We start from the raw sequence: 25,043 nt of genomic DNA, 5'->3' as shown, positions 1-25,043 counted from the left end.
ACAATAAATGGGGGCAGATCGTTGATTATCAATTCTTATTTATTGCTATTGCCGTTTTCTCTCCAGTAAGATGAACGACATTGCTGTCAGTCCGGAGTGAGTAAGGTGTATGTCACCCACCATCTATGATATCGCACGGGTTGCGGGCGTATCGAAATCAACCGTTTCCCGCGTTCTGAATAAACAAACAAATATTTCTCCTGAAGCGCGAGACAAAGTGCTTAAGGCGATAGACGAATTAAATTATCAGCCCAACAAACTGGCCCGCGCCCTGACCTCTTCTGGCTTTGATGCCATTATGGTTATTTCGACCCGCTCGACCAAAACCACTGCCGGTAACCCTTTTTTCTCCGATGTTCTTCACGCCATTACGGCAAAAGCGGAAGAGGAAGGGTTTGACGTTATTTTACAAACCTCGAAAAGCAGTGAGGACGATCTGCAGAAGTGCGTAGGAAAAATAAAGCAGAAGATGATCAAAGGGATCATCATGCTGAGTTCACCGGCAAACGAATCTTTTTTCACCACGCTGGACGAATACGGTGTGCCCGTGGTGGTTATTGGAAAAGTAGAAGGTAAGTTCCAGAATATTTATTCTGTTGATACGGACAATTTTCACGACAGCGCTATTCTGGTCGATTCGTTTATTAAACATGGACGAACAAAAATTGCCTGTCTGCATGCCCCGCTCGATTATCACGTTTCTATCGATCGCCTTGCGGGCTATAAATCCAGCCTTGAGAAGCAGGGTATCGCCATTAACCCGGAGTGGGTCATTGATGGCGGATATACCCATGAAAGCGCGCTTGAGGCAGCCTGCAAATTACTCTCATCTGACAACCCGCCCAATGCCGTTTTTGCTACTGACAGTATGAAATTGTTGGGTCTTTATCGTGCAGCGGATGAGTTAAATCTGATGGTTCCCGAGCAGGTTGCCATGGCAGGATACAGCGATCCGATGCTGTCTCTCGTTTTAACCCCTGCGCCAGGCGGGTTTGATATCCCGACGAGAAAGCTCGGCGAAGAGAGCTGCAACGTGTTGTTTAAGCGTATTGCGGGTAAACCTGCGCCGCACAAGATTTTGGTTGATACGCATTTTTCGGATGCGGCTGCATTACGCTAAAAAACCAGGGGCAAACGCCCCTGGTAAATCATTATCAGAACGCGTAGTTCACGCCGACACCCGCGTAGTGGAAGCGATCGCTCTCACCTTCATCGTGGTTTTCCCATTCGTAGGCATATTCCAGCGTCATGGATAAACCGTTGTTAAAATCATAGGCGTACAGCATACCCAGACGGTTGAAATCATGCCCTTCACGCGTTGGATCGTCCTGCCAGTCCCAGTTTGACCAGCGATCGAGACCCAGTCGGGTATAAGGGGTTAACGTAGTCTGACCCAACGAAATTGGCAGATAGGCGCGAATTTCCTGGGAAGAAAACTCGCCGTTATTACGTGAGCTGTCCATATTGAAGCCGCGCTCTAAATAGTAATTCACTTTGGCGGAGACGGTTTCATTGATAGTCCAGGTAAAGCCCGTTTCGGTCTCGACGCGGCTGTCAGAATAGCCGGTTTTTTCCAGATCGTTGGCAAACTGATACATGGCAAACCAGCCGCCAAAGCGCCAGTCGTCGGTTAATTTAATATCCCAGTCAGGCTGAACTTTGTAGCGCTGCATATTAGCGCTGCCGTCTTTGGCACCGTGTTCATCTTTAAAGTGATAACCATAATTGCGGAAGCCACCCGTTAGACCGAAAGTAAAATCATCGGTGCCGATAAAGCGATAGCGTAATTCAAATTCCGGACGATCGAAATAGGTGCCACGCGTCATGCTGCTATAATCAACCGGGCCTTCCTGATACATTGCCAGAGAGATTGTCCAGGCATCCCATGTTGCATTAAACCACACGGAGGGTTCATATAATCCATCTTTATCGTCGCCCTGACCTTCGACGTTTTCAATTTCATACATGGCACCGATATTAAACTCCCACTGCTTTGCGGATTCTGTTGCTTGCGCGCAGCTAACCCCTGCGCACAGAACGAGCGCAGCACTTCTTAGTAGAGTACTCATTAAATATTCCCTTTATAATTAACAAACAAAAAAACCGGAAATTTGCATTTCCGGCAAACACCTTTCTTATCTAATAGCCGCTTCGGTATCGGCGTCGAAGAAATGGCACTTATTCATATCGAACTGAATGCCGATAGTATCTCCGGCTACGTAGTCATTGGCCGCGCCCGCACGGACAACCAGTTCATGACCGCCCACGGTGGCATAAAGCATAAATTCGGCACCGGTCAGCTCAGCGACGCTGACTTTCGCCGTGATATCTTCTCCGCTGCTTTGCAGGGTAAGAATATCTTCCGGACGGATCCCGAAGACCACCGCTTTACGCTGGTAACCCTGCGCATTCAGTTCGGCCAGCTTGTCCTCGGGGATTTCCAGACGCAGCGTTTCCGTCACGAAATAGCGATCGTCGATAGCGCCACGAATGAAGTTCATCGCCGGAGAGCCAATGAACCCTGCGACAAACATATTGGCAGGCTCGTTGTACACCTGCTTCGGCGCACCCACCTGCTGAATGATGCCGTCTTTCAGGATCACGATGCGGGTTGCCATCGTCATGGCTTCCGTCTGGTCGTGCGTCACATAGATCATGGTGGTGTTAAGCTTCTGGTGCAGCTTGCTGATTTCGGCACGCATCTGCACGCGAAGCTTGGCATCGAGGTTGGATAACGGCTCATCCATCAGGAAGACGCCCGCTTCGCGCACGATCGCCCTGCCCAGCGCCACGCGCTGGCGCTGACCACCCGATAAAGCGCCAGGCTTACGCTTCAGGTATTCACGTAACCCCAAAATCTGCGCCGCCCAGTTAACGCGTTCTTCAATCACCGCGGGCGCTATTTTTTGCATTTTCAGGCCAAACGCCATGTTGTCGTAGACCGTCATGTGCGGATAAAGCGCGTAGTTCTGGAATACCATCGCGATATCGCGCGACTTGGCGGGCACGTCATTCATGCAAACGCCGTCAATAATCAGTTCACCCGCGCTGATCTCCTCAAGGCCGGCAATCATTCGCAGGGTCGTGGATTTACCGCAGCCCGACGGACCGACGAAAACAATAAACTCTTTGTCTTCAATTTCGAGGTTGAAATCCTTAACCACGTGGACCTGGTTATCATAGATTTTCTGAATATGTTTCAGAGACAGTTGAGCCATAATTTATTCCTTATCAATACGCCCGGGACGCCCAGAATTCTGTGAGGCATTTCCAGGTCAGTTCCCGCGTTGAATGAAGTTGTAATCCCGCATGGTTAAGGCCAGGCCCAATCCCGACCGACAGCATTCCTGCGGCGTTGATTGCTTCAACACCCGCAGCGGCATCTTCAATGCCAATGGCCTCTTCAGGGCGCACATTCAGCCCCGCACAGGCCGCAAGGAAGATCTCAGGGTCCGGCTTTGAGCGGCAAATGCGGGAAGCATCAGCGCAAAAATCAAATGCCTGGTGAATCCCCAGCGCGTGCAAAATCCCTGGGGCATTGAGCGATACGGATGCCAGCCCAATTTTGACCTTCGCGGAACGGATCTCCCCCAGCACGTCGCGGATCCCCGGCAGCAGAGAATCCTGCGTCAGTGATGCCAGCGACTGGACGTAAAGCGCGTTTTTTTTCGTTGCAAGCGCCAGGCACTGCTCCTCGCTAAACATCCCCACTTTACCTCCATGCTTCAGAATGCGCTGGAGGGAATCCATGCGGCTTATCCCCTTCAGCTGTTCGTTAAAGACTTCATCAAAGGTGATGCCAATCTCTTCCGCCACGGCGCGCCACGCCAGAAAGTGCAGATGTGCGGTATCGGTGATCACACCGTCCAGATCGAATACGACAGCCTTAAGCGTCATGGTGCCCCTCCGTGGTAGCGGTCCCAGTTGCGGGTGCAGAAAAGTCCTTATAAGCGCAAACTTTTCGCTCCGATACGTGCAGCGTTTTGCCCCACAGCGTCAGCGTGGCAGGCGCGGTGGTTTCAATGGTTAACACCTCGTTTTCATACGTGAAGTGCATTGTTGCGTTTCGCCACCGCAGCGGGAAAGCGAGTTTCTGCCAGTGAGCAGGCAGTTTCGGCGCAAGATGCAGCTCCCCTTCAATGATTTGCAGGCCAGCAAACCCCTGAATGGCACCAGACCAGATCGCACCGGTGGCCGCGGCATGAATGCCCTCATCGCTGCTGTGCGGATCGTCGCCCAAATCAATGGCGATACCGTCGCGCCAGAAGGCATAGGCCCCCTGCGTATCACCGCAGCGCGCGAGCACAATCCCGTGAATGGCCTTGCTCAGGGATGAGTCATGGATCGTGCGTGGTTCATAGAACGCCAGATTGGCGGCGCATTGCTGCGGCGTAAACCGTTCCGGCAGCAGGTAGTTAAGCATCACCACATCGGCCTGCTTAAGGATCTGCATCTCATTCACTTCCGCACGGGAATAATCGAGCAGAATCGTCTGCTTACCCGCTTTGGCTTTGTAGCGGTTCAGATCGATAGCAGGTTTTGACATGAAGGTATCATCCTGCGGGATCACACCGTCGGCATCGGCCTCTGGCAGCCATAAGCGCGCCAGGAACAGCGTGGCATTCTCCGTGAAACGCACATCCTCACGCTCAAACATCGCCATAAACTGGCGCGCGCAGGCAACGTTGTGCCAGGCCAGATAGTTGGTATAGGCGTTGTTGTTCACGTGCTCGGTGTATTCGTCCGGTCCGATCACGTCATGGATTTCCAGACGACCATTGATTTCCGTGGCGCGTCCCATCCAGAACAAGGCCGTTTCCATCAGCAGCGTCAGGCCTTCGTTACGCATAAAGGCATCATCGTGCGTCGCCTGCCAGTAAGCGACGACCGCCCAGGCGATATCTGCCACGATGTGATGTTCAGCGAGTGCAGAAGCCACCTTCTGGCGTACCCCGGTGCGGATGTTGATCGCCGCGAACTCCGGCGTCTCTTCCTCTCCGCTTGCGGCGCTTTCCCACGGGAACAGCGCGCCAGGCCAGCCGTTACGACGGGCTTTTTCCCGGGCGCCTGAGAGATTAAGCCAGCGATAGCGCAGAAGGTTTCGGGCAATCTGCGGGCGGGTAAACAGATGGAAAGGCAGCAGGAAAATTTCGGTATCCCAGAAAACGTGGCCCTTATACCCCTCTCCCGTCAGCCCTTTTGCAGCAATACTGCTTCGCTCATCATGGGCAGGCGTCATTGTGGTCAGATGCCAGACAGCATAATCCAGCGCCATCTGATCCTGATGTTCAGCGGAAGTCACTTCCACCCGCGCGTCACGCCAGACGTCTTTCCACGCATACGCTGAGCTTTCAAGCAACGCGTCGTAGCCTCTTGCGGCAGAGACTTTGAGATCGGCCAGCGCGTTGCGCGCGAAAGACTCCTGTGACAGCGCTTTATCACTGCGATGCGTCAGCCAGACGATTTTCTCAAGCGTGACAGTGTCACCCTGATCAAGTATCAGCGAATGGTGAACGCTGAGACGACGGTTTTTGGCGGTGAAGCAGCTGTCGCTCTTCGCTGAGAGCTGACAAAACGCCGAAACAACAACCTCAGACGCCCGATCCTGCGTTTCATACACGCCCTGCATGTAGTGCTGGTCAAAGACCCTGACCGAGATTTCATCCAGATGCTGTCTGCCGCTGTTCGTTTGGGTTGCGTCAATGCCGGTTTTCAGCACCGCCTGCGTGGCGCCATCAAGGGGCGTGATCGAGAGCTGCATAGCCACTAATGGCAGCTGGTCCAGTGACGCAAAACGACGACTCTCCAGCCTATAGCGCTTCCCATTGGTTGAACGCCAGACAACGTTACGATGCAGTTCGCCGTTCGCAAAGGCCAGCTCGCGCTGCCACTCAAGGATTTCCCCTGAAAGGAGGGTGAAATTGATGCCATCCAGCTCAACATCAATCCCGGTGATATCCGGCAGATTGACCAGTTCAGTGGTCTCGTTGCGCCCCGCGCGATGATACAGCCCCGCGAGGTACATGCCTCTGGTCTGCTGGGTGTAATCTTCTTCGTGCGCAGCGCGAATGCCCATGTAGCCGTTACCGCAGGCCATGACAGAGGCGTATTTATTCAGGCTGTGAGGACAAAAGCCCGGATCGGTTAATACAGACACGTTCAGCATAATGTCACGCTTTCCCCTGTTTCTGCTGATTCATACAGCGCGGCGACAAGCTGCTGAATAACCAGTCCCTGTTCTGCATCGGCAATCATGACGGGCTCTCCCTGCACATGGCGCACAAAGGCATCCATGCTGCGCAGATGGCGCTGATCGTCCGCCTCTTCGCGCTGGGTAAGGGTTTCTAAAACACCGGCTTCGTCGTTGTAGATGTGCGCCGGGAACAGCGTTGCCCCCGCCTTTTCACCGCAGAAAGAGACGTTCATGATCGACTGCTCGCGAATGTTAAGCGCAAACGAGGTATCCAGACGCAGAATGCCGCCGTTGCAGAATTCAATCGTGCCAAACAGGGCATCTTCAACGGTAAATTGCGTTGGGTCCCACTCGCCAAACTGACCGGTGCTTTTACGGTTTCCCAGCCTCTGGAAGCTGTGCGCGGTCACCCGTTTTACTGCAGGGAAACCCAGGACATACATTGCGGCGTCAAGCATATGAATGCCGATATCAATCAGCGGTCCGCCACCCTGTAACGATTTGTTGGTAAAAACGCCCCACCCCGGTACACCGCAGCGGCGCAGCGCCTGCGCCGAGGTAAAGTAAACTTCACCGAGCGTCCCGTTCATTACCGCATCACGCAGCAGTTGGGTATCCAGGGCAAAGCGATGGTGAAAATCATACGCCAGGACTTTTCCTGCCTTGCGCGCCGCAATGCGCATCTGGTCGGCCTGTTCCGGCGTCATCGCCGGGGGCTTTTCACACATAACGTGACAACCTGCTGCAAGGGCTGCCATTACGTGTTCAAAATGGAACCGGTTGGGCGAACAGACGCTCACCACATCCGGTTTTACTGCCTGCAACATCTCGTGAGCGTCCTGCCATGCCGATGGAATAGCATAACGTTCCGCGAACGCCTGTGCCTGCTCAAGGCGGCTGTCCATGACAGCCACCATTTGAACATCACTGCGCGTGGCGTAATACGAGGCATGCACTTTGTCCGCGACCTGCCCGGCGCCAATAATGGCGACGCGCAGAGGCGAAGGTGTAGAAGCACTCATCACGCTCGTCATCCTTAGCATTCACGCAAATAAGTGAGAGAGTCCTGATAAGCCTTAGCCGGATCCTCGGCGCGAACGCGGCATTCATACACCACGTATCCCTGATAGTTATCGGCACGCAGCTGGTCGAACAGGCTGGCAAAATCGAGGCTGCCGCTGCCCGGCTGATAGCGATGATTATCTGCAATGTGCACATGACCAAGCAGATCGCGGTTCTGATGCAGCGCGTCCGTCAGCGAGTCTTCTTCAATGTTCATGTGGTAGAAGTCGCCGATGATCTGCACGTGCTTCAGGCCGTTCTCTTCAATATAACGACGCGCGTCTGCCAGGGTGTTGATCATATGATCCTGGTAGCGGTTCAGCGGCTCCAGGTAGACGGTAGTGCCGGTGCGCGCCGCCACTTCATCCAGCCAGCGCAGCGAGGCGCTAACCGCTTTGCGGTCACCGTCCAAGCTGCGTGGGGAGGTCATTGGCGGCAAACGGAAGGTAAACATGCCCCAGGCAGCAGGCACGATAATGCCCTTTCCGCCGACTTCCGCCAGCGCTTCCAGAATGCGTTCGATCTGCTGTAACCCGTTCAGACGGCGTTCTTCGATGAAATCACCGATCCAGCCATCATATCCGCCACATGCTGTCGTCACCGGCAGGCCAGTAGCTTTGATAGCGGCTTTCACTTCGTCGAGATTTTCCACCAGCAGGCGGCCGTCAATTTCATAGCCATCAAAACCCATCGCTTTGATGTACTCGAATTTTTCCATGATGTTGGTCGGGAAAAAGGCCTGGTTTTGTGTTGCGATCTTCATGATTTGCTGTCCTTAGCTTAAAAAGTGACGCCCATTTTGATACTGAGTTCAGGATGCTGATCGACATACTTCATATAGCTTTCCGGGCTGGTGGCGAAGGTCACGACCGGGTCGATCAGATCGTCACAGTTCAGATAACCGTTCATCAGCAATTCCCAGCAGGTCTCTTCGATACGCTTGCGGCTCCAGCGCGGATAGTCCGGGTTGGGTTCACTGCAGGCGCGGGAGAAGACAATCTTCGCGTTGTTGAAATGTGCTTCGCGGCCGAGGTTGAAACCCGCGGCAAACGGCTTGGCGAACGCCACGTAGGAGATGGTGCCGCCGTAGGCAAGTCCGCGCAGCGCGGACTGCAGCGCATCGGCAAAGCCGCTGGTTTCGATGATCACGTCCGCGCCCTGCTTGCCGGTCAGCTTTTTGATTTCCAGACCGACATCGGTACCGATTGGATTCAGGCAGTGGTCCGCGCCGTGACGGCGGGCGATTTCACAGCGGTGTTCGATCGGATCAACGCCGATAACCACAGACGCACCGGCCTTTTTCGCCAGCTGAATCGCAATCTGTCCGATGGCTCCCAGACCGACCACGACAACAAAGTCGCCCACGCGAACGTTGGCATCACGCACGCCGCTCATGGCGAACTGCGCCGGATCGTAGCAAACGGCATTCTTCCAGGACGCGCCCTGCGGCATTTTACGCAGCTTATAGTTGTTCACTGCGTTAACGATGACCGTCTCCTGCAGCGGGCCGTAGCAGCAGACGCTGTCGCCGATCTGGTATTCCGTCACGTCTGCACCGCATTCAATAATGTCGCCAACGATCATGTTGCCCAGCTGGAACTTACCGAACTCGATACCGCGCGCAGCGCCCTCCTCACGCGGCGTGAACATCTGCCACTCTGCGTTGAACTCTTCATCAATAAACGGGCTTGCCGCGCGGAAATCCACGACTTCCGTTCCGTGCTTCGGCGCGCCAAAGCGGGCGCGAATTTTCACTTCATGTGCTTCCACAGCACGGTCTTCATATTCCACCAGCGCCGCCACGCGTGGCGCTGTCGCAACTAACTTCTTCATAACTTGCTCCTGATAAAAAATTGGCCGCCTTAGCCCTTGACGCCACCGGCGGTCAAACCACTTTTAATAAAACGTTCAGAGAGTGCGTACATGATGACCACCGGAAGCGCCGTCACCAGCGATGCCGCCATCATGCGACCCCAGATATAATCTGGCGTACTAAAGAGCGTGTTCAGCCCGACCGGCAGGGTAAAGTTGCTGGCACTGGACAGGAAAATGGAGGCAAACAGGTAGTCGTTCCATGCCACCATGAAGCAGTAAACAAACACCGACACGAGACCGGAAATGGCCAGCGGCACGGTAATGCGGAAGATGATTTGCAGTCGGTTCAGACCATCCATCATCGCGGCCTCTTCTATTTCGTCCGGAATGGTGTCGAAATAGCTGCGCAGCATGAATACCGCCGTAGGTAATGTCTGGGTCACCATGGTGATGATCAGCGCCAGTTCAGTGTCGTAAATGCCGAGCGCGGTAATGATTTTGAACAGCGGCACCACCAGCAATATCCCGGAGAACATATAGACGGTGTAGAAGCTCGCGTTGATCGTCGTGCGTCCTTTAAAACGCAGCTTGGACAAAGCGTAAGCGCCAAGCGTGCCGAGAAACACCGCAATTACCGATGACGTCAGCGACACCACCATGCTGTTGCGGAAGTAATCCACAAACGGGAAGATCAGCGGGTTAAAGATGTCGACGTAATGCTGAAGCGTCCACGCCTGCGGTAGAATAGTCGGATTCAGCGATATGGCCTCTTTCGCGCTCTTGAATGACGTCATCAGCATCACGAAGAACGGGAACAGCGTGATAATCAGAAATACCGCCAGCCCCAGATAGAAACCAATACGGCCCAGTATGCGTTTATTTGTTGCCATTGAGGTTTACCCTTTTTCTGGTCAGCAGAATGACGGCGAAGATGATCACAAACAGCACAACGGAAATGGCGGCTGCTTTACCCAGATCGTTGAATGCAAAGGCGGTTTTATAGAGATACACGCCCAGAATATCGACCTTCGTGGTCAGCAGATAAACATCCGCAAACATGTAGAACATCCAGATAGTTCGCAGCGTGACCACCGTTGCCAGTACGGGCATGATGGCGGGCAACGTGACGATACGGAAACGCTGCCAGGCGTTGGCTCCGTCCATCTCTGCCGCTTCATACAGCGATTTATCAATGGTCTGCAAAATCGCCAGGAATGAGATAAAGGCATACGGGAAGTAGCGCCAGATGGCGAACAGCACCACCAGCACGAAGCTGCTGCCAGGGTTGTCGAACCAGAGCGGTGCCTGGCCATACAGATGCAGCAGATCGACGCCCAGATAGTTCACAATGCCGTAGCCGTTGTTGAACATGTATTTCTAGGCAAACACCAGGGAAATAGAGGGCGTCACGTAGGATAAAATCACCAGCGAACGCGCCGTCTTCCGCAGACGAAACTCACGGTTAAAGAAGATGGCGACGGCAAGCCCCAGCCCGGTACTGCCGAGCACGACCAGCGCCGTATACCAGAACGTCATCCACAGCGAGTGCCAGAACGCAGCATCCCCAAGAATGCGGATGTAGTTATCCAGGCCGACGAACACCGCATCAATACGCGGGTTAAGCGGCAGACGTAAGAAACTGATTTCAATATTGGAAATCATTGGCCAGGCCACCAGGCCCCCCAGCAAAATCAGGCTGGGGGCCAACAGCAGCATGGCGAAAGGCATATCTGAACGACCAGAAAACAACGTCTTCATAATTTCCTTCCGCAGAGCGCTCCTATCGTTGTGAAATCAGGTCAGTCAGTCGCGTCTGGCTCTTGCTGAGCGTTGCGCTGAGATCTTGTTTACCCACAGTGACGTTATGCACCATGGAGCTGATAATGCCGGAACCTGTCACATCGCCCATGCGCGTGAAGTTTTTGTCGCCGACAGCGCCAAACACCTGCACGTTCGGGAACTGGGCGATCAGTTCATAAGGCAGTTGCCCAAACGCTTTAATCACCTCGTTGTTTTTCCAGGTATCGGTGCCTACCACCAGCGTGTTCACCGGCAGCGCCGCGCCCGGCGACATCATGACCCAGTCGGTTGCGTTTTGAGCCTGCTCCATCCACGTCACAAACTTTTCAGCCGCTTGCGTTTCTTCTTCGGTTTGGCCGGTGGTGATCGTCAGCGACGTGACCATGCCGTAGACGGCAGAGGACTTTTCTGTCGGGACGACGAAGCCAAGGTTGGCAGGGTTACCATCCAGGAATACCGCTGGCAGGATGTAGGTGGAATAGACGGCCATCGGCGCAGAACCGTTCATGAAGGCATCTTTGATCTCCATGACGTCGTTCGAGCCCGGCATGGTGGTCGCGGCCAGCGATTTATAGAACGCCAGCGCCTTCGCCATTTCAGGGGTATCAATTTCAACGTTTCCGTTGGCATCAAAAACGTTCGCGCCGCCGGACAGCGCAAACTGGGAGAACGCCTGCTCGGTCATGACGCTTTCCGCGGTAGGAAGTGCAATGCCGTAATGTTTGTTGGCCGGATCGTTAAGTTTCTGGCTGGCTTTCAGCAGTTGTTCCCAGTTATGCGGTTCCTGAATACCTGCAGCGGCAAGCACATCTTTGTGATACCAGACGCCGGACAGCCAGGCACTCATCGGCACGCCCGTCCAGGCGGTGCCGTCTTCGGTACGCACAACGCGCAGGATCCCGTCATAGAAGGTCTTTTCGCCTACCGCTTTAATGGCTTCGCCGATAGCCTTGCGATCCAGCAGTTGTTCCTTATCCATGACTTTCGCGTAATCATGGCTGACTTCAATCACCTCAGGCAGCGCGCCCGTTCTGGCGAGCGTAATCACCTTGGTGTTGTAGGCATCTTCTTCCACCGGCACCTGCTTCACCGTAATGCCAGGGTTTTCTTTTTCGAATTTTTCGATCAGCTTCGTAATAACCGCCTGACGCTCCTGCTCTACTGACGAGTGCATGAACTCAATGGTCACAGCAGACGCTTTATCATCCTTACAGCCTGATAACAGGGCGCACGAAACCAGTGCTGATAACAGCACAATTTTGGGCATTTTCATTTTAGGGTCCTTTTTAGTTTTCTTTAATCCACATAACCTGCCATGGATTGAGGGTCAGTTCTTTACCGCTAACAGCTTGTCCTGATAGTAATTCCATACCAGTAAGCTTGTCCCCATAAACGGTATGAACGTTATTACTAAAATTAAACAGGGCTGTAATTTTCTCACCGTTTTCAGCCACGCGAACAATTTTAAGAATTTGTTCATCCAGTGATTCAAAAAATGCCTGCGCATCAGGGTGAAACGCACTTTCCCCACGACGAATCGCAATAAACTCGCTTAAGCGGGAATAAATTTTATGACGAATGCTATTTTTATTATTAAGTTCGAGATCAACCTGGCCTGCGGTATATTTCTTGCGGTTTATTGCGCGGTTATAGCCGAGGCGCTCGACCCCTTCATAATCGTTACGGGAGCCAAGAATGCTTTGAATATACACGGCAGGTACACCAGGGAAACTTAACAGCACCGCATGCGCCAGAATAAAGCGCGCGATGCGTTCATCATCTGAACTGTTTTGCGCGCTTAACGCGTCAAGATAGGTCACATTGATTTCGTAAGGGCTACGCGTTCCGTCAGGATTATTTTTCCAGTTTACCAGCGCCCCTTCCTGCTGAAGTTTCTCAACCAGTGCGAGGATTTCTGATTCCGGCAGAATGCCGCGCAGCGGGTTCAGACCGATACCGTCATGAGACGCCAGGAAGTTGAACCAGGTCGTTTTTGTTGAAGGCAGCGCCAGCGACCCCGCCCATTGACAGAGAGCTTTAACATCCTGACGGTGCACAGCATGCAGCACCAACGGCGGCAAGGAGAACTGGTAGACCATCTGGGCTTCATTTTCACCGTCACCAAAATAAGAGATATTGTCCTTATGCGGAACGTTCGTCTCAGTAATGATCACGGTACCTGGCGCCACGGCCTCGGTAATAGCACGGAAAAGCTGGATGAGACAGTGGGTCTGTTCCAGATGGATGCAGCTTGTTCCAGGGATCTTCCACATAAACCCGACGGCGTCCAGACGGATATAACGCGCCCCTTCCGCCAGGTAATGGAGCAGCACGTCAACCATCGCAATCAGCACCTGTGGCGAGGCGAAGTTGAGATCGATCTGGTCATCGCTGAAGGTGGTCCAAAGATGGCGCACGCTGCCATCATGCAGCGTGAATGGCGTCAGCAACGGTAATGCGCGAGGACGCGTCACAGCAGATAAATCGGTTTCAGGATCGACAGCAATAAAGAAATCTTCGTAGCCAGGTTTCTGCGCAAGATAATTAGCAAACCATTCACTTTTTGCTGACATGTGGTTGCACACGAAATCAAACATTAAGCTGACAGACTGTTTTAAATCGGCAACGTCTTGCCAGGTCCCGGTTTCAGGCGCAACGTTGTGGTAATCAATAACGGAAAATCCGTCATCAGAGGACCAAGGATAAAAAGGTAAAAGGTGGACATGGGAAAACGTGCGCGCGAGCCACTCATTATAAAAGCGGGTAAATACCGGCAACGCTTTCTCCCCTTTCGCGGAGAACTGATCGGCGTAGGTGATCAGAACAACGTCTTTTTCATCCCAGCCTGATTTACGCTTTTCTGTAATATCAACAGCAGCTTGTTCAAGCTTTGTTAATAACACTTTAAAATGTGCTTCAGAAAATGATTCACCGTAAATATGATTGATAAGATTTTTAATTTTTGCGTTCACATTATTTTCCATGGTAGCGGTCCCACGAAGGGCAATCTACTCCCCTGAAAAATATCTGTCAACGAACCGGGAGGCTGAAAAACGCAATTACAAAGCAGCTCTGTGCAGTAATGTGAGCTGCCGCAAAGAAAGTGAGGGAAAGGGATGAAATGTCGTTAGCCCTTCCGGGGAGAGAAAGGGCTAACGCGAGCGTGAATTATCGGGATAAGTAGCGGCGTGACAGCCGCTTCGCCGCTTTTTGCAACAGGGGTTCAAGCGCCACGGCCAGCAACATTCTGACCGGCTTGCGGGCAACAGATTTGATCGCCCAGCCCGCCACACCTGCCGGGCCGTAACGTAACGCCGTCATCAGAACCAGTTTACCTGCGATTTTCAGGCCGGGTTTTACCTTCTGACCGGCCTGTTGCCAGTTTTTCTTCATGTATGTTCTCTCTTAAAGCTGACGAAAACGGCTTCTCAGCGTAAAGGTATCGGATGTGACATAACGTTCCATCTCACGCAACCGCTTCTCACCGGCTGCCAATTGATCGTCAACCGCATTGAGAAGATCGTTACTGGTAGGCGCGCTTTCCGCAGCAAGTTCGCCTTCCGGCATCGGATCAAGAACGAACGACAGAACGATGTAGGCCACGAAGGTGATAAACGCCAGGCCGAAAAATATCGACAGTACCGTGACCACACGCACCAGCTTTACCGGAACGTCAAGATAATGGGCCAGCCCGGCGCAAACGCCGCGCACCATGCCCTGCTGTGGAATTCGCCACAATTTTTTGTTCAGATTCAGTCCTGACATTAACGGTCCCTCCAGTTAGGATGTTCTGCATCCAGGATAGCTTCCAGCGCCTGAATGCGATCGCGCATCTTATTCGCCTGGTCGGTAAGCTGCGCCAGACGTTGTTGTTCACTCTGGGATAAATCGTCCCGCGATGAACGGTTGCTGTAGTGCAGCCATAGCCAAATCGGCAAAACAAACAGCACGAAAATCGTCAGGGGAATGGCCAGGAAAAGCGCGCTCATGTGTACTCCTTGTCGTCGGATGCTTAGCGGCACGCTCAGGTGCCGCAACATTATTATTGGTTATCTTGCTTCATTTTGGCTTTCAATGCCGCCAGCTGTTCGCTGATTTCATCGTCCGCTTTCAGGTCAGCAAACTGTTGATCCAGCGACTTTTGCTTACCCATGCTGTGGCTCTCTGCTTCCGCTTCCATCTGGTCGATACGACGCTCAAATGACTCAAATCGCGCCATGGCCTCATCCAGCTTGCCGCTGTCCAGCTGACGACGCACGTCGCGGGAAGAGCTTGCCGCCTGGTGACGCAGGGTAAGCGCCTGCTGACGCGCGCGGGTTTCGCTCAGTTTATTTTCGAGCTCACCAATCTCTTTCTTCATGCGGGTGAGCGTGTCGTCCACCAGCGTGACTTCATGCTCAAGCGTAGCGATCATGTCCGCCAGCTTCTGCTTTTCAATTAACGCCGCGCGAGCCAGATCTTCTTTATCTTTGCGCAGGGCGAGCTCCGCTTTTTCCTGCCATTCATTGAGCTGAGCGGTGGCCTGCTCAATACGGCGCGTTAACTGTTTTTTCTCAGCCAGCGCACGGGCGGAGGTAGAACGTACTTCAACCAGCGTGTCTTCCATCTCCTGAATCATCAGGCGCACCAGCTTCTGCGGATCTTCCGCTTTCTCCAGCAGCGAGTTGATGTTGGCGTTCACGATGTCGGCAAAACGAGAAAAAATACCCATAATCAAATCCTCATAGTTCTGTTATCGGGCTATGCCCTGCTGTACTGGTAATACAATTCCCGTGCCAATTTTTTATCTTATTGATTTTACACGGTGTGATTGATTTTTACTCACTACAGCACTATGCTGACCTGGTGAATATCGCTAAGGAGTGGTTAATTTCATCATGGCTCAATACAAAGATAACTTACTCGGCGAAGCCAACAGCTTTCTTGAGGTGCTGGAACAGGTTTCTCGCCTTGCGCCGCTCAACAAACCTGTGCTGATTATCGGCGAGCGCGGCACGGGTAAGGAACTGATTGCCAACCGACTGCACTATTTATCCGGACGCTGGGACGGCCCCTTCATTTCTCTAAACTGTGCGGCGCTGAATGAAAACCTGCTCGACACCGAGCTGTTCGGGCACGAGGCGGGCGCGTTTACCGGCGCTCAGAAGCGCCATCCAGGGCGTTTTGAGCGCGCCGACGGCGGCACGCTGTTTCTTGATGAACTCGCCACCGCGCCGATGCTGGTGCAGGAAAAGCTGCTGCGCGTGATTGAGTATGGCGAACTGGAACGCGTCGGCGGCAGCCAGCCGCTGCAGGTTAACGTGCGCCTGGTCTGCGCCACCAACGCCAATTTGCCGGAGATGGTCGCGGAGGAGAAATTCCGTGCCGATCTCCTTGACCGCCTGGCCTTTGACGTCGTTCAGCTTCCGCCCCTGCGCGAACGCAAAAGCGACATCATGCTGCTGGCAGACCAGTTTGCGATTCAGATGTGCCGCGAACTGGGTCTCCCCCTTTTCCCCGGCTTCAGCGATCGTGCGCGGGAGACGCTTCTGGCCTACCGCTGGCCGGGAAATATCCGCGAGCTGAAGAACGTCGTGGAGCGTTCAGTTTACCGCCACGGCAGCAGCGAGACGGAGCTGGACAATATCATTATCGATCCTTTTCAGCGCAATGCGACGTCGGTATCCGCGCCATCCTCTTCAGGCGACGCCCCCGCGCTCCCGCTGGATTTACGCCAGTTCCAGCACGAGCAGGAACAGCAGTTGCTGGAGCAAAGCCTGAAGGCGGCGAAATATAACCAGAAACGGGCGGCCGAACTCCTGGGCCTGACCTACCATCAGTTACGGGCATTGCTCAAAAAGCATCAAATGCGCTGACAATATCGGCACTTGCCCGCAGACATTTTTACGAAGCAGGCTTAAGTGCGATACACTTTGCAGATCGAACCTAAAAACCTTAAAAATTATGCGTCTGGTTTTATCGTCCTTTTTAGCACTCGGTCTGTTCAGCGGCCTGGCGTTTGCTGCGCCCGGGCAGCAAACGCAGCCTGACATTCGTGACAGCGGCTTCGTCTATTGCGTAAGCGGCCAGGTGGATACCTTCAACCCGCAAAAAGCGGGCAGCGGCCTGATCGTGGATACGCTCGCCGCGCAGCTGTACGACCGTCTGCTTGATGTCGACCCGTACACCTACCGCCTGGTGCCTGAACTTGCGGAAAGCTGGGAAGTCCTGGACAACGGTGCAACCTACCGTTTTCGCCTGCGCGATGATGTCGCGTTTCAGCGTACGGCGTGGTTTACCCCCACGCGCAAGCTGAACGCGGATGACGTGGTCTTCACCTTCCAGCGTATCTTTAACCGTAACCACCCATGGCATAACGTTAACGGGGATAATTTCCCCTATTTCGACAGCCTGCAGTTTGCCGACACCGTTAAAAGCGTGCGCAAGCTGGACAGCCGGACGGTTGAATTTACGCTGACGCGCCCGGATGCCTCCTTCCTCTGGCACCTGGCGACCCACTATGCGTCCGTTATGTCCGCCGAATACGCGGCGAAGCTGACGAAAAAAGATCGCCAGGAGCTGCTCGACCGCCAGCCGGTCGGTACCGGGCCGTTCCAGCTGGCCGAATACCGCGCGGGGCAATATATTCGCCTGCAGCGCCATGAGCATTTCTGGCGCGGCACGCCGCTGATGCCGCAGGTGGTTGTCGATCTCGGTTCTGGCGGAACGGGACGGCTCTCGAAGCTGCTCACCGGGGAATGCGACGTGCTCGCCTGGCCCGCGGCCAGCCAGCTCACGATTTTGCGCGACGATCCGCGTCTGCGCCTGACGTTACGCCCGGGGATGAACATCGCCTATCTGGCCTTTAACACCGATAAGCCGCCGTTAAACAACCCTGCCGTTCGCCACGCGCTGGCGCTGGCGATTAACAACCAGCGTCTGATGCAGTCGATCTACTACGGCACGGCGGAAACCGCCGCCTCAATTTTACCGCGCGCCTCGTGGGCCTACGACGGTGAGGCTAAGATTACGGAATACAATCCGGCAAAAGCGCGTGAACAATTGAAGGCGCTGGGCGCGGAAAACCTGACGCTCCAGCTCTGGGTGCCCACCAGCTCCCAGGCGTGGAACCCGAGCCCGCTGAAAACCGCGGAACTGCTGCAGGCCGATATGGCGCAGGTGGGCGTCAAGGTGATCATCGTACCGGTGGAGGGCCGTTTCCAGGAGGCGCGCCTGATGGACATGAATCACGACCTTACGCTGACCGGCTGGGCTACCGACAGTAACGATCCGGACAGCTTCTTCCGGCCGCTGCTGAGCTGTGCGGCGATCAATTCGCAGACCAACTACGCCCACTGGTGTAACCGGGAGTTCGACGCAGTGCTGCAAAAAGCGCTCTCTTCCCAACAGCTGGCCTCGCGCATTGACGCTTACGATGAAGCGCAGAAGATCCTCGCTCAGGAACTGCCCGTGCTGCCGCTGGCCTCTTCCCTGCGCCTTCAGGCCTATCGTTACGATATTAAAGGCCTTGTGCTGAGTCCGTTCGGCAACGCCTCGTTCGCCGGCGTGTCGCGCGAAAAAGAACAAGAGGTGAAAAAACCATGATTATTTTTACCTTACGTCGACTCCTGCTGCTGCTGGTGACGCTCTTTCTGCTGACTTTTGTCGGCTTCAGCCTGAGCTATTTTACGCCGCACGCCCCGCTTCAGGGCTCATCGCTTTGGGATGCCTGGCTGTTCTGGTTTAACGGTCTGCTGCACTGGGATTTCGGCGTGTCGAGCATCAACGGGCAGCTTATCTCCGAGCAGCTGAAAGAGGTTTTCCCGGCCACGATGGAGCTGTGCATTCTGGCCTTCGGCTTTGCCCTGATGGTGGGTATTCCCGTGGGCATGCTGGCCGGGATCTACCGCAACAAATGGCAGGATAAGTTTATCAGCGCCCTCGCCCTGCTCGGCTTCTCTATCCCGGTATTCTGGCTGGCGCTGCTGCTGACGCTGTTCTTCTCGCTGACGATGGGCTGGCTGCCGGTTTCGGGTCGTTTTGACCTGCTCTATACCGTTAAAACGGTGACGGGTTTTGCCATCATTGACGCCTGGCTGTCCGATTCGGTGTGGCGCCATGAGATGATCGTCAGCGCCCTGCGCCATATGGTACTGCCGGTGCTGACGCTGGCGGTTGCGCCGACGACCGAGGTGATCCGCCTGATGCGCCTGAGCACCATCGAGGTGTTTGAGCAGAACTACGTCAAAGCCGCCGCCACGCGCGGATTGTCGCGCCTGACCATACTGCGCCGCAACGTCCTGCATAACGCGCTGCCGCCGGTGATCCCGCGTCTGGGGCTGCAGTTCTCCACCATGCTTACACTGGCCATGATCACCGAAATGGTCTTTAGCTGGCCCGGGCTGGGGCGCTGGCTGATTAACGCCATCCGCCAGCAGGACTACGCCGCGATTTCTGCGGGTGTGATGGTGATTGGTTCGCTGGTCATTATTGTTAACGTGTTGTCCGATATTCTGGGTGCGATGGCTAACCCATTGAAGCATAAGGAATGGTATGCCTTACGATAACGTATACAGTGAAAAGCGCACGCCCGGTGCGCTGCGTACCGTGTGGCGTAAGTTCTATGGTGACACCACGGCAATGATCGGCCTTTATGGCTGTGCCGGTCTGGTATTGCTTTGCCTCTTTGGCTCGTGGTTTGCGCCATATGGCATCGATCAGCAGTTCCTTGGCTATCAGCTGCTGCCGCCTTCCTGGTCACGCTACGGCGAAGTCTCTTTCTTCCTCGGCACTGACGACCTCGGACGCGACGTGTTAAGCCGTCTGTTAAGCGGGGCTGCTCCGACGGTGGGCGGCGCGTTTGTCGTGACGCTCGCAGCGACGATCTGTGGACTGGCGCTCGGTATTTTCGCGGGCTCCACGCATGGCCTGCGCTCGGCGGTGCTGAACCACATTCTGGACACGCTGCTGTCGATTCCGTCTCTGCTGCTGGCAATCATCGTTGTTGCCTTTGCCGGTCCGCATCTGTCGCATGCCATGTTCGCCGTCTGGCTGGCTATCCTGCCCCGCATCGTGCGCTCGGTTTACAGCATGGTGCATGACGAGCTGGAAAAAGAGTATGTCGTTGCGGCCCGTCTGGACGGCGCGACGACCTTCAACATTTTGTGGTTTGCCGTTCTGCCAAACATCGCCGCCGGGCTGGTCACCGAGATTACCCGGGCGCTGTCGATGGCGATCCTGGACATCGCTGCGCTCGGCTTCCTCGACCTCGGCGCGCAGCTGCCGTCCCCTGAATGGGGTGCGATGCTCGGTGACGCGCTGGAGTTGATCTACGTGGCGCCGTGGACGGTCATGCTGCCGGGTGCGGCCATTATGGTAAGCGTATTGCTGATCAACCTGCTGGGCGACGGTATTCGCCGTGCAATCAACGCGGGGGTGCAATAATGCCGCTTCTTGATATTCGCAACCTCACCATTGAATTCAAAACCGGTGAAGGCTGGGTGAAAGCCGTCGATCGCATCAGCATTACCCTCGCCGAGGGCGAGATTCGCGGGCTGGTGGGTGAATCCGGTTCGGGGAAAAGCCTGATCGCCAAAGCGATCTGCGGCGTGGCGAAAGACAACTGGCGCGTGACCGCCGACCGTATGCGGTTCGACGATATCGACCTGCTGCGCCTCTCCCCGCGGGAGCGGCGTAAGCTGGTCGGCCATAACGTCTCGATGATTTTCCAGGAGCCACAGTCCTGTCTCGATCCGTCCGAGCGCGTGGGCAAACAGCTGATGCAGAACATTCCCGGCTGGACCTATAAAGGCCGCTGGTGGCAGCGTTTCGGCTGGCGCAAACGCCGCGCCATTGAGCTGCTGCACCGCGTCGGGATCAAAGATCATAAAGACGCGATGCGCAGCTTCCCGTATGAGCTGACCGACGGCGAGTGTCAGAAAGTGATGATTGCCATCGCGCTGGCTAATCAGCCGCGCTTGCTGATTGCGGATGAGCCTACCAACGCGATGGAGCCGACCACCCAGGCGCAAATTTTCCGCCTGCTGTCGCGCCTGAACCAGAACAACAACACCACCATTTTGCTGATCAGCCATGACCTGCAAATGCTCAGCAAATGGGCGGATAAAATTGACGTGATGTACTGCGGGCAAACGGTCGAAACCGCTCCAAGTGAAGAGCTGATCGCCGCGCCGCACCATCCGTATACGCAGGCGCTTATCCGTGCCATTCCTGATTTTGGCAGCGCCATGCCGCACAAGAGCCGTCTGAATACCCTTCCCGGAGCGATTCCGCTGCTGGAATCGTTGCCGATAGGCTGTCGTCTGGGGCCGCGTTGTCCGTATGCTCAGCGTAAATGTATCGAGACGCCGCGCCTGACCGGCGCCAAAAATCATCTTTACGCCTGTCATTTCCCGCTGAACATGGAGAGAGAGTGAAATGGTCGAAACCTTGCTGGAAGTCCGCAATCTGAGTAAGACCTTTCGCTATCGTACGGGGCTGTTTCATCGTCAGACTGTCGAAGCGGTTAAGCCGCTGAGTTTTACCCTGCGTGAAAAACAGACGCTGGCGATCATCGGCGAAAACGGCTCGGGCAAATCCACGCTGGCGAAAATGCTTGCCGGCATGGTCGAGCCCACCGCCGGAGAAGTGTTGATTGACGATCATCCTCTGCAGTTTGGCGATTATTCTTTCCGCAGCCAGCGCATCCGCATGATCTTCCAGGATCCGTCTACCTCGCTTAATCCACGCCAGCGCATTTCGCAGATCCTTGATTTCCCTCTGCGCCTGAATACCGAACTGGAGCCAGAGGCGCGACGCAAGCGTATCTTCGAAACGCTGCGTATGGTTGGGCTGTTACCGGATCACGAAAGCTACTACCCGCATATGCTGGCCCCCGGACAGAAACAGCGTCTGGGTCTGGCCCGTGCGTTGATTCTGCGCCCGAAAGTGATCGTTGCAGACGAAGCGCTTGCCTCGCTGGATATGTCGATGCGTTCGCAGCTTATTAACCTGATGCTCGAATTACAGGAAAAGCAGGGTATCTCCTATATCTACGTCACTCAGCATCTGGGGATGATGAAGCACATCAGCGACCAGGTGATGGTCATGCACCAGGGGGAAGTCGTCGAGCGCGGCAGCACGGCGGATGTGATGGCCTCCCCGCTTCATGAGCTGACGAAAAGGCTGATTGCCGGGCATTTCGGTGAAGCATTGACCGCCGATGCGTGGAGAAAAGACCGTTAAGTACGGCGGTAAACACGTATTGCTCCGCTCAAATAAGGATTAAATAGCCTGCGTGCGCTATTTAATCCTTTTTATTTTTGTCTCCATCCCTGCTCCATATTTTAAGCAATATCAATCAATAGTTCTTCTCCAGAATACCGGGACATTACGGAGGAGAAGAAATGAACACCACAACTTATGTTCTAAAATACACAGAGTATCTCATCAGAAAATGCCGCTCATATTTCATGACGGACCTGAGTTTTCATACTGCAAGACTCAAAAAGACATCAGGCAGAACCCCTGACATTAAATCACCCACTACGTTGAGTGAAAAAATATGTCATCGTCTGGTCTATGACCATAATAATCTCTACACAATGCTTGCCGATAAACTCGCCGTCCGCGAATACGTTGCGTCCAGAACAACGCGAGTAAAAGCGGTGCCTTTGATTGGGGTATATCGCAGGTTTTCGCATATTGATTTTTCAACACTGCCCGATCAATTCGTCCTTAAGTGCAATCATGACAGTGGAAGTACAATAATCTGTACAAACAAAGACCAGTTCAATTACCGGCAGGCCCGAAAAAAGCTCACTCTCGCATTAAAGAAGAATTTGTATTACACCACGCGCGAGTGGCAGTACAAAAATATTACACCCGTTATACTGTGTGAGCCTTATGTCGATCTTTTCAATAATGCGGACAGGAACAGCACGCCGGAAATGCTGCGAATTCACTGTTTTCACGGCGTCGCACACTATGTTGAGGCCGATTTTACGGATGACCGCGGCAGAGAGTTTATCAACGTCTACGACCGATACTGGAATTTACAGCCCTTCCAGATGGAATATCCTAATACGCCGGTAGCGCCCGGCGAGCCAAAATTGTTCCGTGAGGCTTTGCTGGCCGCTCAGGAGCTGGCGAATGGTCTTGACTACTGCCGCATTGACCTCATGTTGAAAAGCGATGAAATTTACTTCAGTGAAATAACCTTAAGCCCAAAACGGGGCAAACTGCGTATTACCCCGCTGGAGTGGGATACAAAATTAGGCGATATATGGCAGTTGCCGCTATCGGCGGGCAGGCCAGGCTGACCTGCCGCCAGGTCTCAGGCGTCGGGCCAGGTCAGTTTGAATATGGAGTGGTTTTGCTTCGATAAGGTATATGTTACATCGCCACCATGAGCCAGCATGATGGCTTTTACCACCGATAAGCCTAAACCACATCCTTCAGGATTCACATCTCTGGCACCATTATCCCGCTGGAAGGGTTGAAATAAGAAATCATGGAATTCCCTGGGGATGCCAGGCCCGCCATCCTGAATAAGAATATAATTGCCTTTATCAGAGACGCCATTTTTTACGATGAGTTTCCGTGAAGTTGAATAATGTAATGCGTTATCAAACAGAACGGCCAGACACTGATTGATGCGTAAGGGGTCGAACACGCATGGCTGTTCCCTCAACTCTGTCTTAAGCGTAAACTGGTTGCGTTTGAACTCGGGCATGAAAGTATCAAGCGCATCCTGGATTGTGCCTTTGAGGTCCGCTCTGGATTTATACAACGTGTAACCCGCCCCGCCGTCAGAGCTGATGACCCGAAGATCTTCAATCAAACGGGTTAACCCTTCAGTCTGCTTGAGAAGATTATTAAAAAGCAGCGGATCCGGCTCAAAAACGCCGTCAACCAGCCCCTGAAGCCGCCCGCGTAAAATCGTGACCGGGGTTCTGAGCTCGTGGGCAATGGCGGCGTTCCAGGATTTCCTCTGAATATCCAGCGTCTGGAGTTTTTCCGCCATTTCATTGAAATCCGTGACCAGATGATTGACCTCCCCAAGCCGGGAGCTGGCGCAATAAGCCCGCGCGTCCAGCTGGCCCTGAGAAATTTTTCTCAGGCTGGAGGCCACCGCGTTTAACGGGGTGAGTATTCGCGAAGAGAGTTTTATCGTTAAAAATATCGCAATTATCAGACTGATTGTTGTCGCGGTACCAATCCACACCCAGTCCCACATCGTCATTTGCTCGTCATCTCCCGCAACGGCACCACCGGGTAGGTGATCGAGAATAAAAGAGTAAAAAAACCAGGAGCCCAGTACCGCAATGGCAATGATCGTAAACGTCAGCAGCAGCATATACGTTAAGATCTGCCGACTCAGGACAGAATCTCTGTTCATTTTTTCTCCCCAAGCCGATAGCCCATCCCCCTGATGCTCTCAGGAACGCCATAAAGGCCTGCAAGCTCCAGCTTTTTACGCAGCTTACTCATATGGCTGTCTACGGTTCTGTCGAGCGTATCGCCTTCCGGCAGACACGCGTTGAGTAACTCTTCGCGGGAACATACCTTTCGCGGGAATCTCACCAGGTAAGTCAGAAGTTTAAATTCCGTCGTCGTTAATACTGGCGAAACCACTTCTGCGCCCACGGTGACCTCAACGTAAAAATCGTCCGGATAGACCGTAATAAAAGCCGTCCTGAGAGGCGCGGCCTCCGCCTGCTGGAGAGCGAGTTTGGTTCTGCGCAGCACGGCTTCAACCCGCGCGACCACTTCGGAAGGGTTAAAAGGTTTGATGACATAATCATCCGCGCCAAGCCTCAGCCCCATCAGCTTATCCACGTCCTGATCGAGTGCGGACACCATAATGACGGGCACAGAACTTTCCTGACGAAGCGTCGTGAGTACGCTCCAGCCATCGCATACGGGCAGATGGATGTCCAGCAGGATAAGATCCGGTTTATGGAGTCGATTGAGCGCTATCGCCTGCTCGCCCTGCCGGGCTCTCAGCGTTTTCATCCCAGAACGCTCTAAGTAACTCATCAGTATATCGGCAATTTCGTTTTCATCTTCAACAACAAGGATTAGAGTATTTTTGTTCATTTTATCTCCGCGGGTAAAATCCCTTTGAGCACGCTATCAGATATCTTTAGCACAATAAGACACAGGCTCCGGGAAAAAGTGCCGTGGCCGCGAA

The 25,043-nt window shown here is 54.0% G+C and carries 24 protein-coding genes and 1 pseudogene; 8 read left to right on the top strand and 17 right to left on the bottom strand.

Going from position 1 to position 25,043, the window contains the following annotated elements:
- The first annotated feature begins 109 nt into the window (after positions 1-109).
- Positions 110-1,120 (top strand): LacI family DNA-binding transcriptional regulator, encoded by a 1,011-nt coding sequence (locus OSH03_RS00345; protein WP_266177917.1) that lies wholly within the window; start codon positions 110-112, stop codon positions 1,118-1,120.
- 34 nt (positions 1,121-1,154) lie between these two features.
- On the opposite strand, the gene OSH03_RS00340 is transcribed toward OSH03_RS00345, so the two are convergent.
- The 15 genes and pseudogenes from OSH03_RS00340 to pspA form a co-directional block, all read right to left on the bottom strand.
- A complete protein-coding gene (locus OSH03_RS00340; protein ID WP_266177916.1) occupies positions 1,155-2,069 on the bottom strand; it encodes an OmpG family monomeric porin in 915 nt (304 codons plus the stop codon).
- Between the two features lie 66 nt (positions 2,070-2,135).
- Positions 2,136-3,218: an ABC transporter ATP-binding protein gene (locus OSH03_RS00335; protein WP_061098026.1), complete on the bottom strand. Its 1,083-nt coding sequence runs from the start codon at positions 3,216-3,218 to the stop codon at positions 2,136-2,138.
- A 13-nt stretch (positions 3,219-3,231) separates the two neighbouring features.
- Positions 3,232-3,897 (bottom strand): beta-phosphoglucomutase, encoded by a 666-nt coding sequence (gene pgmB, locus OSH03_RS00330; protein WP_266177915.1) that lies wholly within the window; start codon positions 3,895-3,897, stop codon positions 3,232-3,234.
- Complete coding sequence (locus OSH03_RS00325; protein WP_266177914.1) at positions 3,887-6,166, bottom strand: glycoside hydrolase family 65 protein; 2,280 nt, start codon at positions 6,164-6,166, stop codon at positions 3,887-3,889. Before OSH03_RS00325 ends, pgmB begins: the two co-directional genes overlap by 11 nt.
- Positions 6,160-7,218, bottom strand: coding sequence for a D-glucoside 3-dehydrogenase (locus OSH03_RS00320; protein ID WP_266177913.1), 1,059 nt, complete (start codon positions 7,216-7,218; stop codon positions 6,160-6,162). The genes OSH03_RS00325 and OSH03_RS00320 overlap by 7 nt, the downstream gene beginning before the upstream one ends.
- 11 nt (positions 7,219-7,229) lie before the next feature.
- Positions 7,230-8,018 carry a 3-dehydro-D-guloside 4-epimerase gene (locus OSH03_RS00315; protein WP_045260650.1) on the bottom strand — a complete coding sequence of 263 codons (789 nt, stop codon included), beginning with the start codon at positions 8,016-8,018 and terminating at the stop codon, positions 7,230-7,232.
- A gap of 17 nt (positions 8,019-8,035) precedes the next feature.
- Positions 8,036-9,088, bottom strand: coding sequence for a D-guloside 3-dehydrogenase (locus OSH03_RS00310; protein ID WP_151413657.1), 1,053 nt, complete (start codon positions 9,086-9,088; stop codon positions 8,036-8,038).
- A 29-nt stretch (positions 9,089-9,117) separates the two neighbouring features.
- The gene (locus tag OSH03_RS00305; RefSeq protein ID WP_151413656.1) at positions 9,118-9,960 is read right to left on the bottom strand and encodes a carbohydrate ABC transporter permease; all 843 of its coding nucleotides are present in this window, start codon (positions 9,958-9,960) and stop codon (positions 9,118-9,120) included.
- Positions 9,947-10,828 (bottom strand): annotated as a pseudogene (locus OSH03_RS00300) (carbohydrate ABC transporter permease). The gene OSH03_RS00305 and the pseudogene OSH03_RS00300 overlap by 14 nt, the downstream one beginning before the upstream one ends.
- 22 nt (positions 10,829-10,850) lie before the next feature.
- On the bottom strand, positions 10,851-12,143 hold the full coding sequence (locus OSH03_RS00295; protein WP_266177912.1) for an ABC transporter substrate-binding protein: 1,293 nt from the start codon (positions 12,141-12,143) through the stop codon (positions 10,851-10,853).
- A 13-nt stretch (positions 12,144-12,156) separates the two neighbouring features.
- Entirely contained in the window at positions 12,157-13,854 is a 1,698-nt protein-coding gene (locus OSH03_RS00290) for a sugar phosphorylase (RefSeq protein WP_277614529.1), read from the bottom strand.
- Positions 13,855-14,038: 184 nt separating this feature from the next.
- Positions 14,039-14,263, bottom strand: coding sequence for a phage shock protein PspD (gene pspD, locus OSH03_RS00285; protein ID WP_028013376.1), 225 nt, complete (start codon positions 14,261-14,263; stop codon positions 14,039-14,041).
- A gap of 12 nt (positions 14,264-14,275) precedes the next feature.
- On the bottom strand, positions 14,276-14,635 hold the full coding sequence (gene pspC, locus OSH03_RS00280; RefSeq protein WP_061098018.1) for an envelope stress response membrane protein PspC: 360 nt from the start codon (positions 14,633-14,635) through the stop codon (positions 14,276-14,278).
- On the bottom strand, positions 14,635-14,859 hold the full coding sequence (gene pspB, locus OSH03_RS00275) for an envelope stress response membrane protein PspB (protein ID WP_061098017.1): 225 nt from the start codon (positions 14,857-14,859) through the stop codon (positions 14,635-14,637). Before pspB ends, pspC begins: the two co-directional genes overlap by 1 nt.
- A gap of 53 nt (positions 14,860-14,912) precedes the next feature.
- Positions 14,913-15,581 (bottom strand): phage shock protein PspA, encoded by a 669-nt coding sequence (gene pspA / locus OSH03_RS00270; protein WP_061098016.1) that lies wholly within the window; start codon positions 15,579-15,581, stop codon positions 14,913-14,915.
- A gap of 166 nt (positions 15,582-15,747) precedes the next feature.
- On the opposite strand from pspA, the gene pspF reads away from it, so the two are divergent.
- The 7 genes from pspF to OSH03_RS00235 all read left to right on the top strand — a co-directional run bounded on the left by pspF (position 15,748) and on the right by OSH03_RS00235 (position 23,169).
- Positions 15,748-16,725 carry a phage shock protein operon transcriptional activator gene (pspF, locus tag OSH03_RS00265; protein WP_266177911.1) on the top strand — a complete coding sequence of 326 codons (978 nt, stop codon included), beginning with the start codon at positions 15,748-15,750 and terminating at the stop codon, positions 16,723-16,725.
- A gap of 88 nt (positions 16,726-16,813) precedes the next feature.
- Positions 16,814-18,454 carry an ABC transporter substrate-binding protein SapA gene (gene sapA / locus OSH03_RS00260; RefSeq protein WP_266177910.1) on the top strand — a complete coding sequence of 547 codons (1,641 nt, stop codon included), beginning with the start codon at positions 16,814-16,816 and terminating at the stop codon, positions 18,452-18,454.
- Entirely contained in the window at positions 18,451-19,416 is a 966-nt protein-coding gene (gene sapB / locus OSH03_RS00255) for a putrescine export ABC transporter permease SapB (protein WP_061098013.1), read from the top strand. The genes sapA and sapB overlap by 4 nt, the downstream gene beginning before the upstream one ends.
- Positions 19,403-20,293 carry a putrescine export ABC transporter permease SapC gene (gene sapC, locus OSH03_RS00250; RefSeq protein WP_061098012.1) on the top strand — a complete coding sequence of 297 codons (891 nt, stop codon included), beginning with the start codon at positions 19,403-19,405 and terminating at the stop codon, positions 20,291-20,293. The genes sapB and sapC overlap by 14 nt, the downstream gene beginning before the upstream one ends.
- A complete protein-coding gene (gene sapD / locus OSH03_RS00245) occupies positions 20,293-21,285 on the top strand; it encodes a putrescine export ABC transporter ATP-binding protein SapD (RefSeq protein ID WP_028013384.1) in 993 nt (330 codons plus the stop codon). The genes sapC and sapD overlap by 1 nt, the downstream gene beginning before the upstream one ends.
- A 1-nt stretch (position 21,286) precedes the next feature.
- Positions 21,287-22,093 (top strand): putrescine export ABC transporter ATP-binding protein SapF, encoded by an 807-nt coding sequence (sapF, locus tag OSH03_RS00240; protein ID WP_028013385.1) that lies wholly within the window; start codon positions 21,287-21,289, stop codon positions 22,091-22,093.
- Between the two features lie 161 nt (positions 22,094-22,254).
- Positions 22,255-23,169: an ATP-grasp fold amidoligase family protein gene (locus OSH03_RS00235; protein WP_266177909.1), complete on the top strand. Its 915-nt coding sequence runs from the start codon at positions 22,255-22,257 to the stop codon at positions 23,167-23,169.
- Positions 23,170-23,183: 14 nt separating this feature from the next.
- Here the strand turns inward: OSH03_RS00235 and OSH03_RS00230 are convergent, their stop codons facing one another.
- Together OSH03_RS00230 and OSH03_RS00225 are read right to left on the bottom strand one after the other, a co-directional pair.
- Positions 23,184-24,248 (bottom strand): ATP-binding protein, encoded by a 1,065-nt coding sequence (locus tag OSH03_RS00230; protein WP_266177908.1) that lies wholly within the window; start codon positions 24,246-24,248, stop codon positions 23,184-23,186.
- Positions 24,245-24,949 (bottom strand): response regulator, encoded by a 705-nt coding sequence (locus OSH03_RS00225; RefSeq protein ID WP_266177907.1) that lies wholly within the window; start codon positions 24,947-24,949, stop codon positions 24,245-24,247. The genes OSH03_RS00230 and OSH03_RS00225 overlap by 4 nt, the downstream gene beginning before the upstream one ends.
- Positions 24,950-25,043 lie beyond the last annotated feature (94 nt).

This window comes from Enterobacter nematophilus (genome assembly GCF_026344075.1).
Taxonomy (GTDB): domain Bacteria; phylum Pseudomonadota; class Gammaproteobacteria; order Enterobacterales; family Enterobacteriaceae; genus Enterobacter; species Enterobacter nematophilus.
The sequence above is the reverse complement of the archived record's forward strand: the minus strand, read 5'-3'. Positions and strand labels throughout refer to the sequence as shown.

Bases quoted from the DNA above. Each gene is read 5' to 3' on its own strand.
- pspB (WP_061098017.1), bottom strand. From the start codon at position 14,859: ATGAGCGCGCTTTTCCTGGCCATTCCCCTGACGATTTTCGTGCTGTTT.
- OSH03_RS00335 (WP_061098026.1), bottom strand. From the start codon at position 3,218: ATGGCTCAACTGTCTCTGAAACATATTCAGAAAATCTATGATAACCAG.
- OSH03_RS00325 (WP_266177914.1), bottom strand. From the start codon at position 6,166: ATGCTGAACGTGTCTGTATTAACCGATCCGGGCTTTTGTCCTCACAGC.
- OSH03_RS00295 (WP_266177912.1), bottom strand. From the start codon at position 12,143: ATGAAAATGCCCAAAATTGTGCTGTTATCAGCACTGGTTTCGTGCGCC.
- pspC (WP_061098018.1), bottom strand. From the start codon at position 14,635: ATGTCAGGACTGAATCTGAACAAAAAATTGTGGCGAATTCCACAGCAG.
- OSH03_RS00315 (WP_045260650.1), bottom strand. From the start codon at position 8,018: ATGAAGATCGCAACACAAAACCAGGCCTTTTTCCCGACCAACATCATG.
- OSH03_RS00290 (WP_277614529.1), bottom strand. From the start codon at position 13,854: ATGGAAAATAATGTGAACGCAAAAATTAAAAATCTTATCAATCATATT.
- sapF (WP_028013385.1), top strand. From the start codon at position 21,287: ATGGTCGAAACCTTGCTGGAAGTCCGCAATCTGAGTAAGACCTTTCGC.
- pspF (WP_266177911.1), top strand. From the start codon at position 15,748: ATGGCTCAATACAAAGATAACTTACTCGGCGAAGCCAACAGCTTTCTT.
- sapC (WP_061098012.1), top strand. From the start codon at position 19,403: ATGCCTTACGATAACGTATACAGTGAAAAGCGCACGCCCGGTGCGCTG.
- OSH03_RS00310 (WP_151413657.1), bottom strand. From the start codon at position 9,088: ATGAAGAAGTTAGTTGCGACAGCGCCACGCGTGGCGGCGCTGGTGGAA.
- pspA (WP_061098016.1), bottom strand. From the start codon at position 15,581: ATGGGTATTTTTTCTCGTTTTGCCGACATCGTGAACGCCAACATCAAC.
- pgmB (WP_266177915.1), bottom strand. From the start codon at position 3,897: ATGACGCTTAAGGCTGTCGTATTCGATCTGGACGGTGTGATCACCGAT.
- sapA (WP_266177910.1), top strand. From the start codon at position 16,814: ATGCGTCTGGTTTTATCGTCCTTTTTAGCACTCGGTCTGTTCAGCGGC.
- OSH03_RS00305 (WP_151413656.1), bottom strand. From the start codon at position 9,960: ATGGCAACAAATAAACGCATACTGGGCCGTATTGGTTTCTATCTGGGG.
- sapD (WP_028013384.1), top strand. From the start codon at position 20,293: ATGCCGCTTCTTGATATTCGCAACCTCACCATTGAATTCAAAACCGGT.
- pspD (WP_028013376.1), bottom strand. From the start codon at position 14,263: ATGAAGAAAAACTGGCAACAGGCCGGTCAGAAGGTAAAACCCGGCCTG.
- sapB (WP_061098013.1), top strand. From the start codon at position 18,451: ATGATTATTTTTACCTTACGTCGACTCCTGCTGCTGCTGGTGACGCTC.
- OSH03_RS00225 (WP_266177907.1), bottom strand. From the start codon at position 24,949: ATGAACAAAAATACTCTAATCCTTGTTGTTGAAGATGAAAACGAAATT.
- OSH03_RS00340 (WP_266177916.1), bottom strand. From the start codon at position 2,069: ATGAGTACTCTACTAAGAAGTGCTGCGCTCGTTCTGTGCGCAGGGGTT.
- OSH03_RS00235 (WP_266177909.1), top strand. From the start codon at position 22,255: ATGAACACCACAACTTATGTTCTAAAATACACAGAGTATCTCATCAGA.
- OSH03_RS00230 (WP_266177908.1), bottom strand. From the start codon at position 24,248: ATGAACAGAGATTCTGTCCTGAGTCGGCAGATCTTAACGTATATGCTG.
- OSH03_RS00345 (WP_266177917.1), top strand. From the start codon at position 110: ATGTCACCCACCATCTATGATATCGCACGGGTTGCGGGCGTATCGAAA.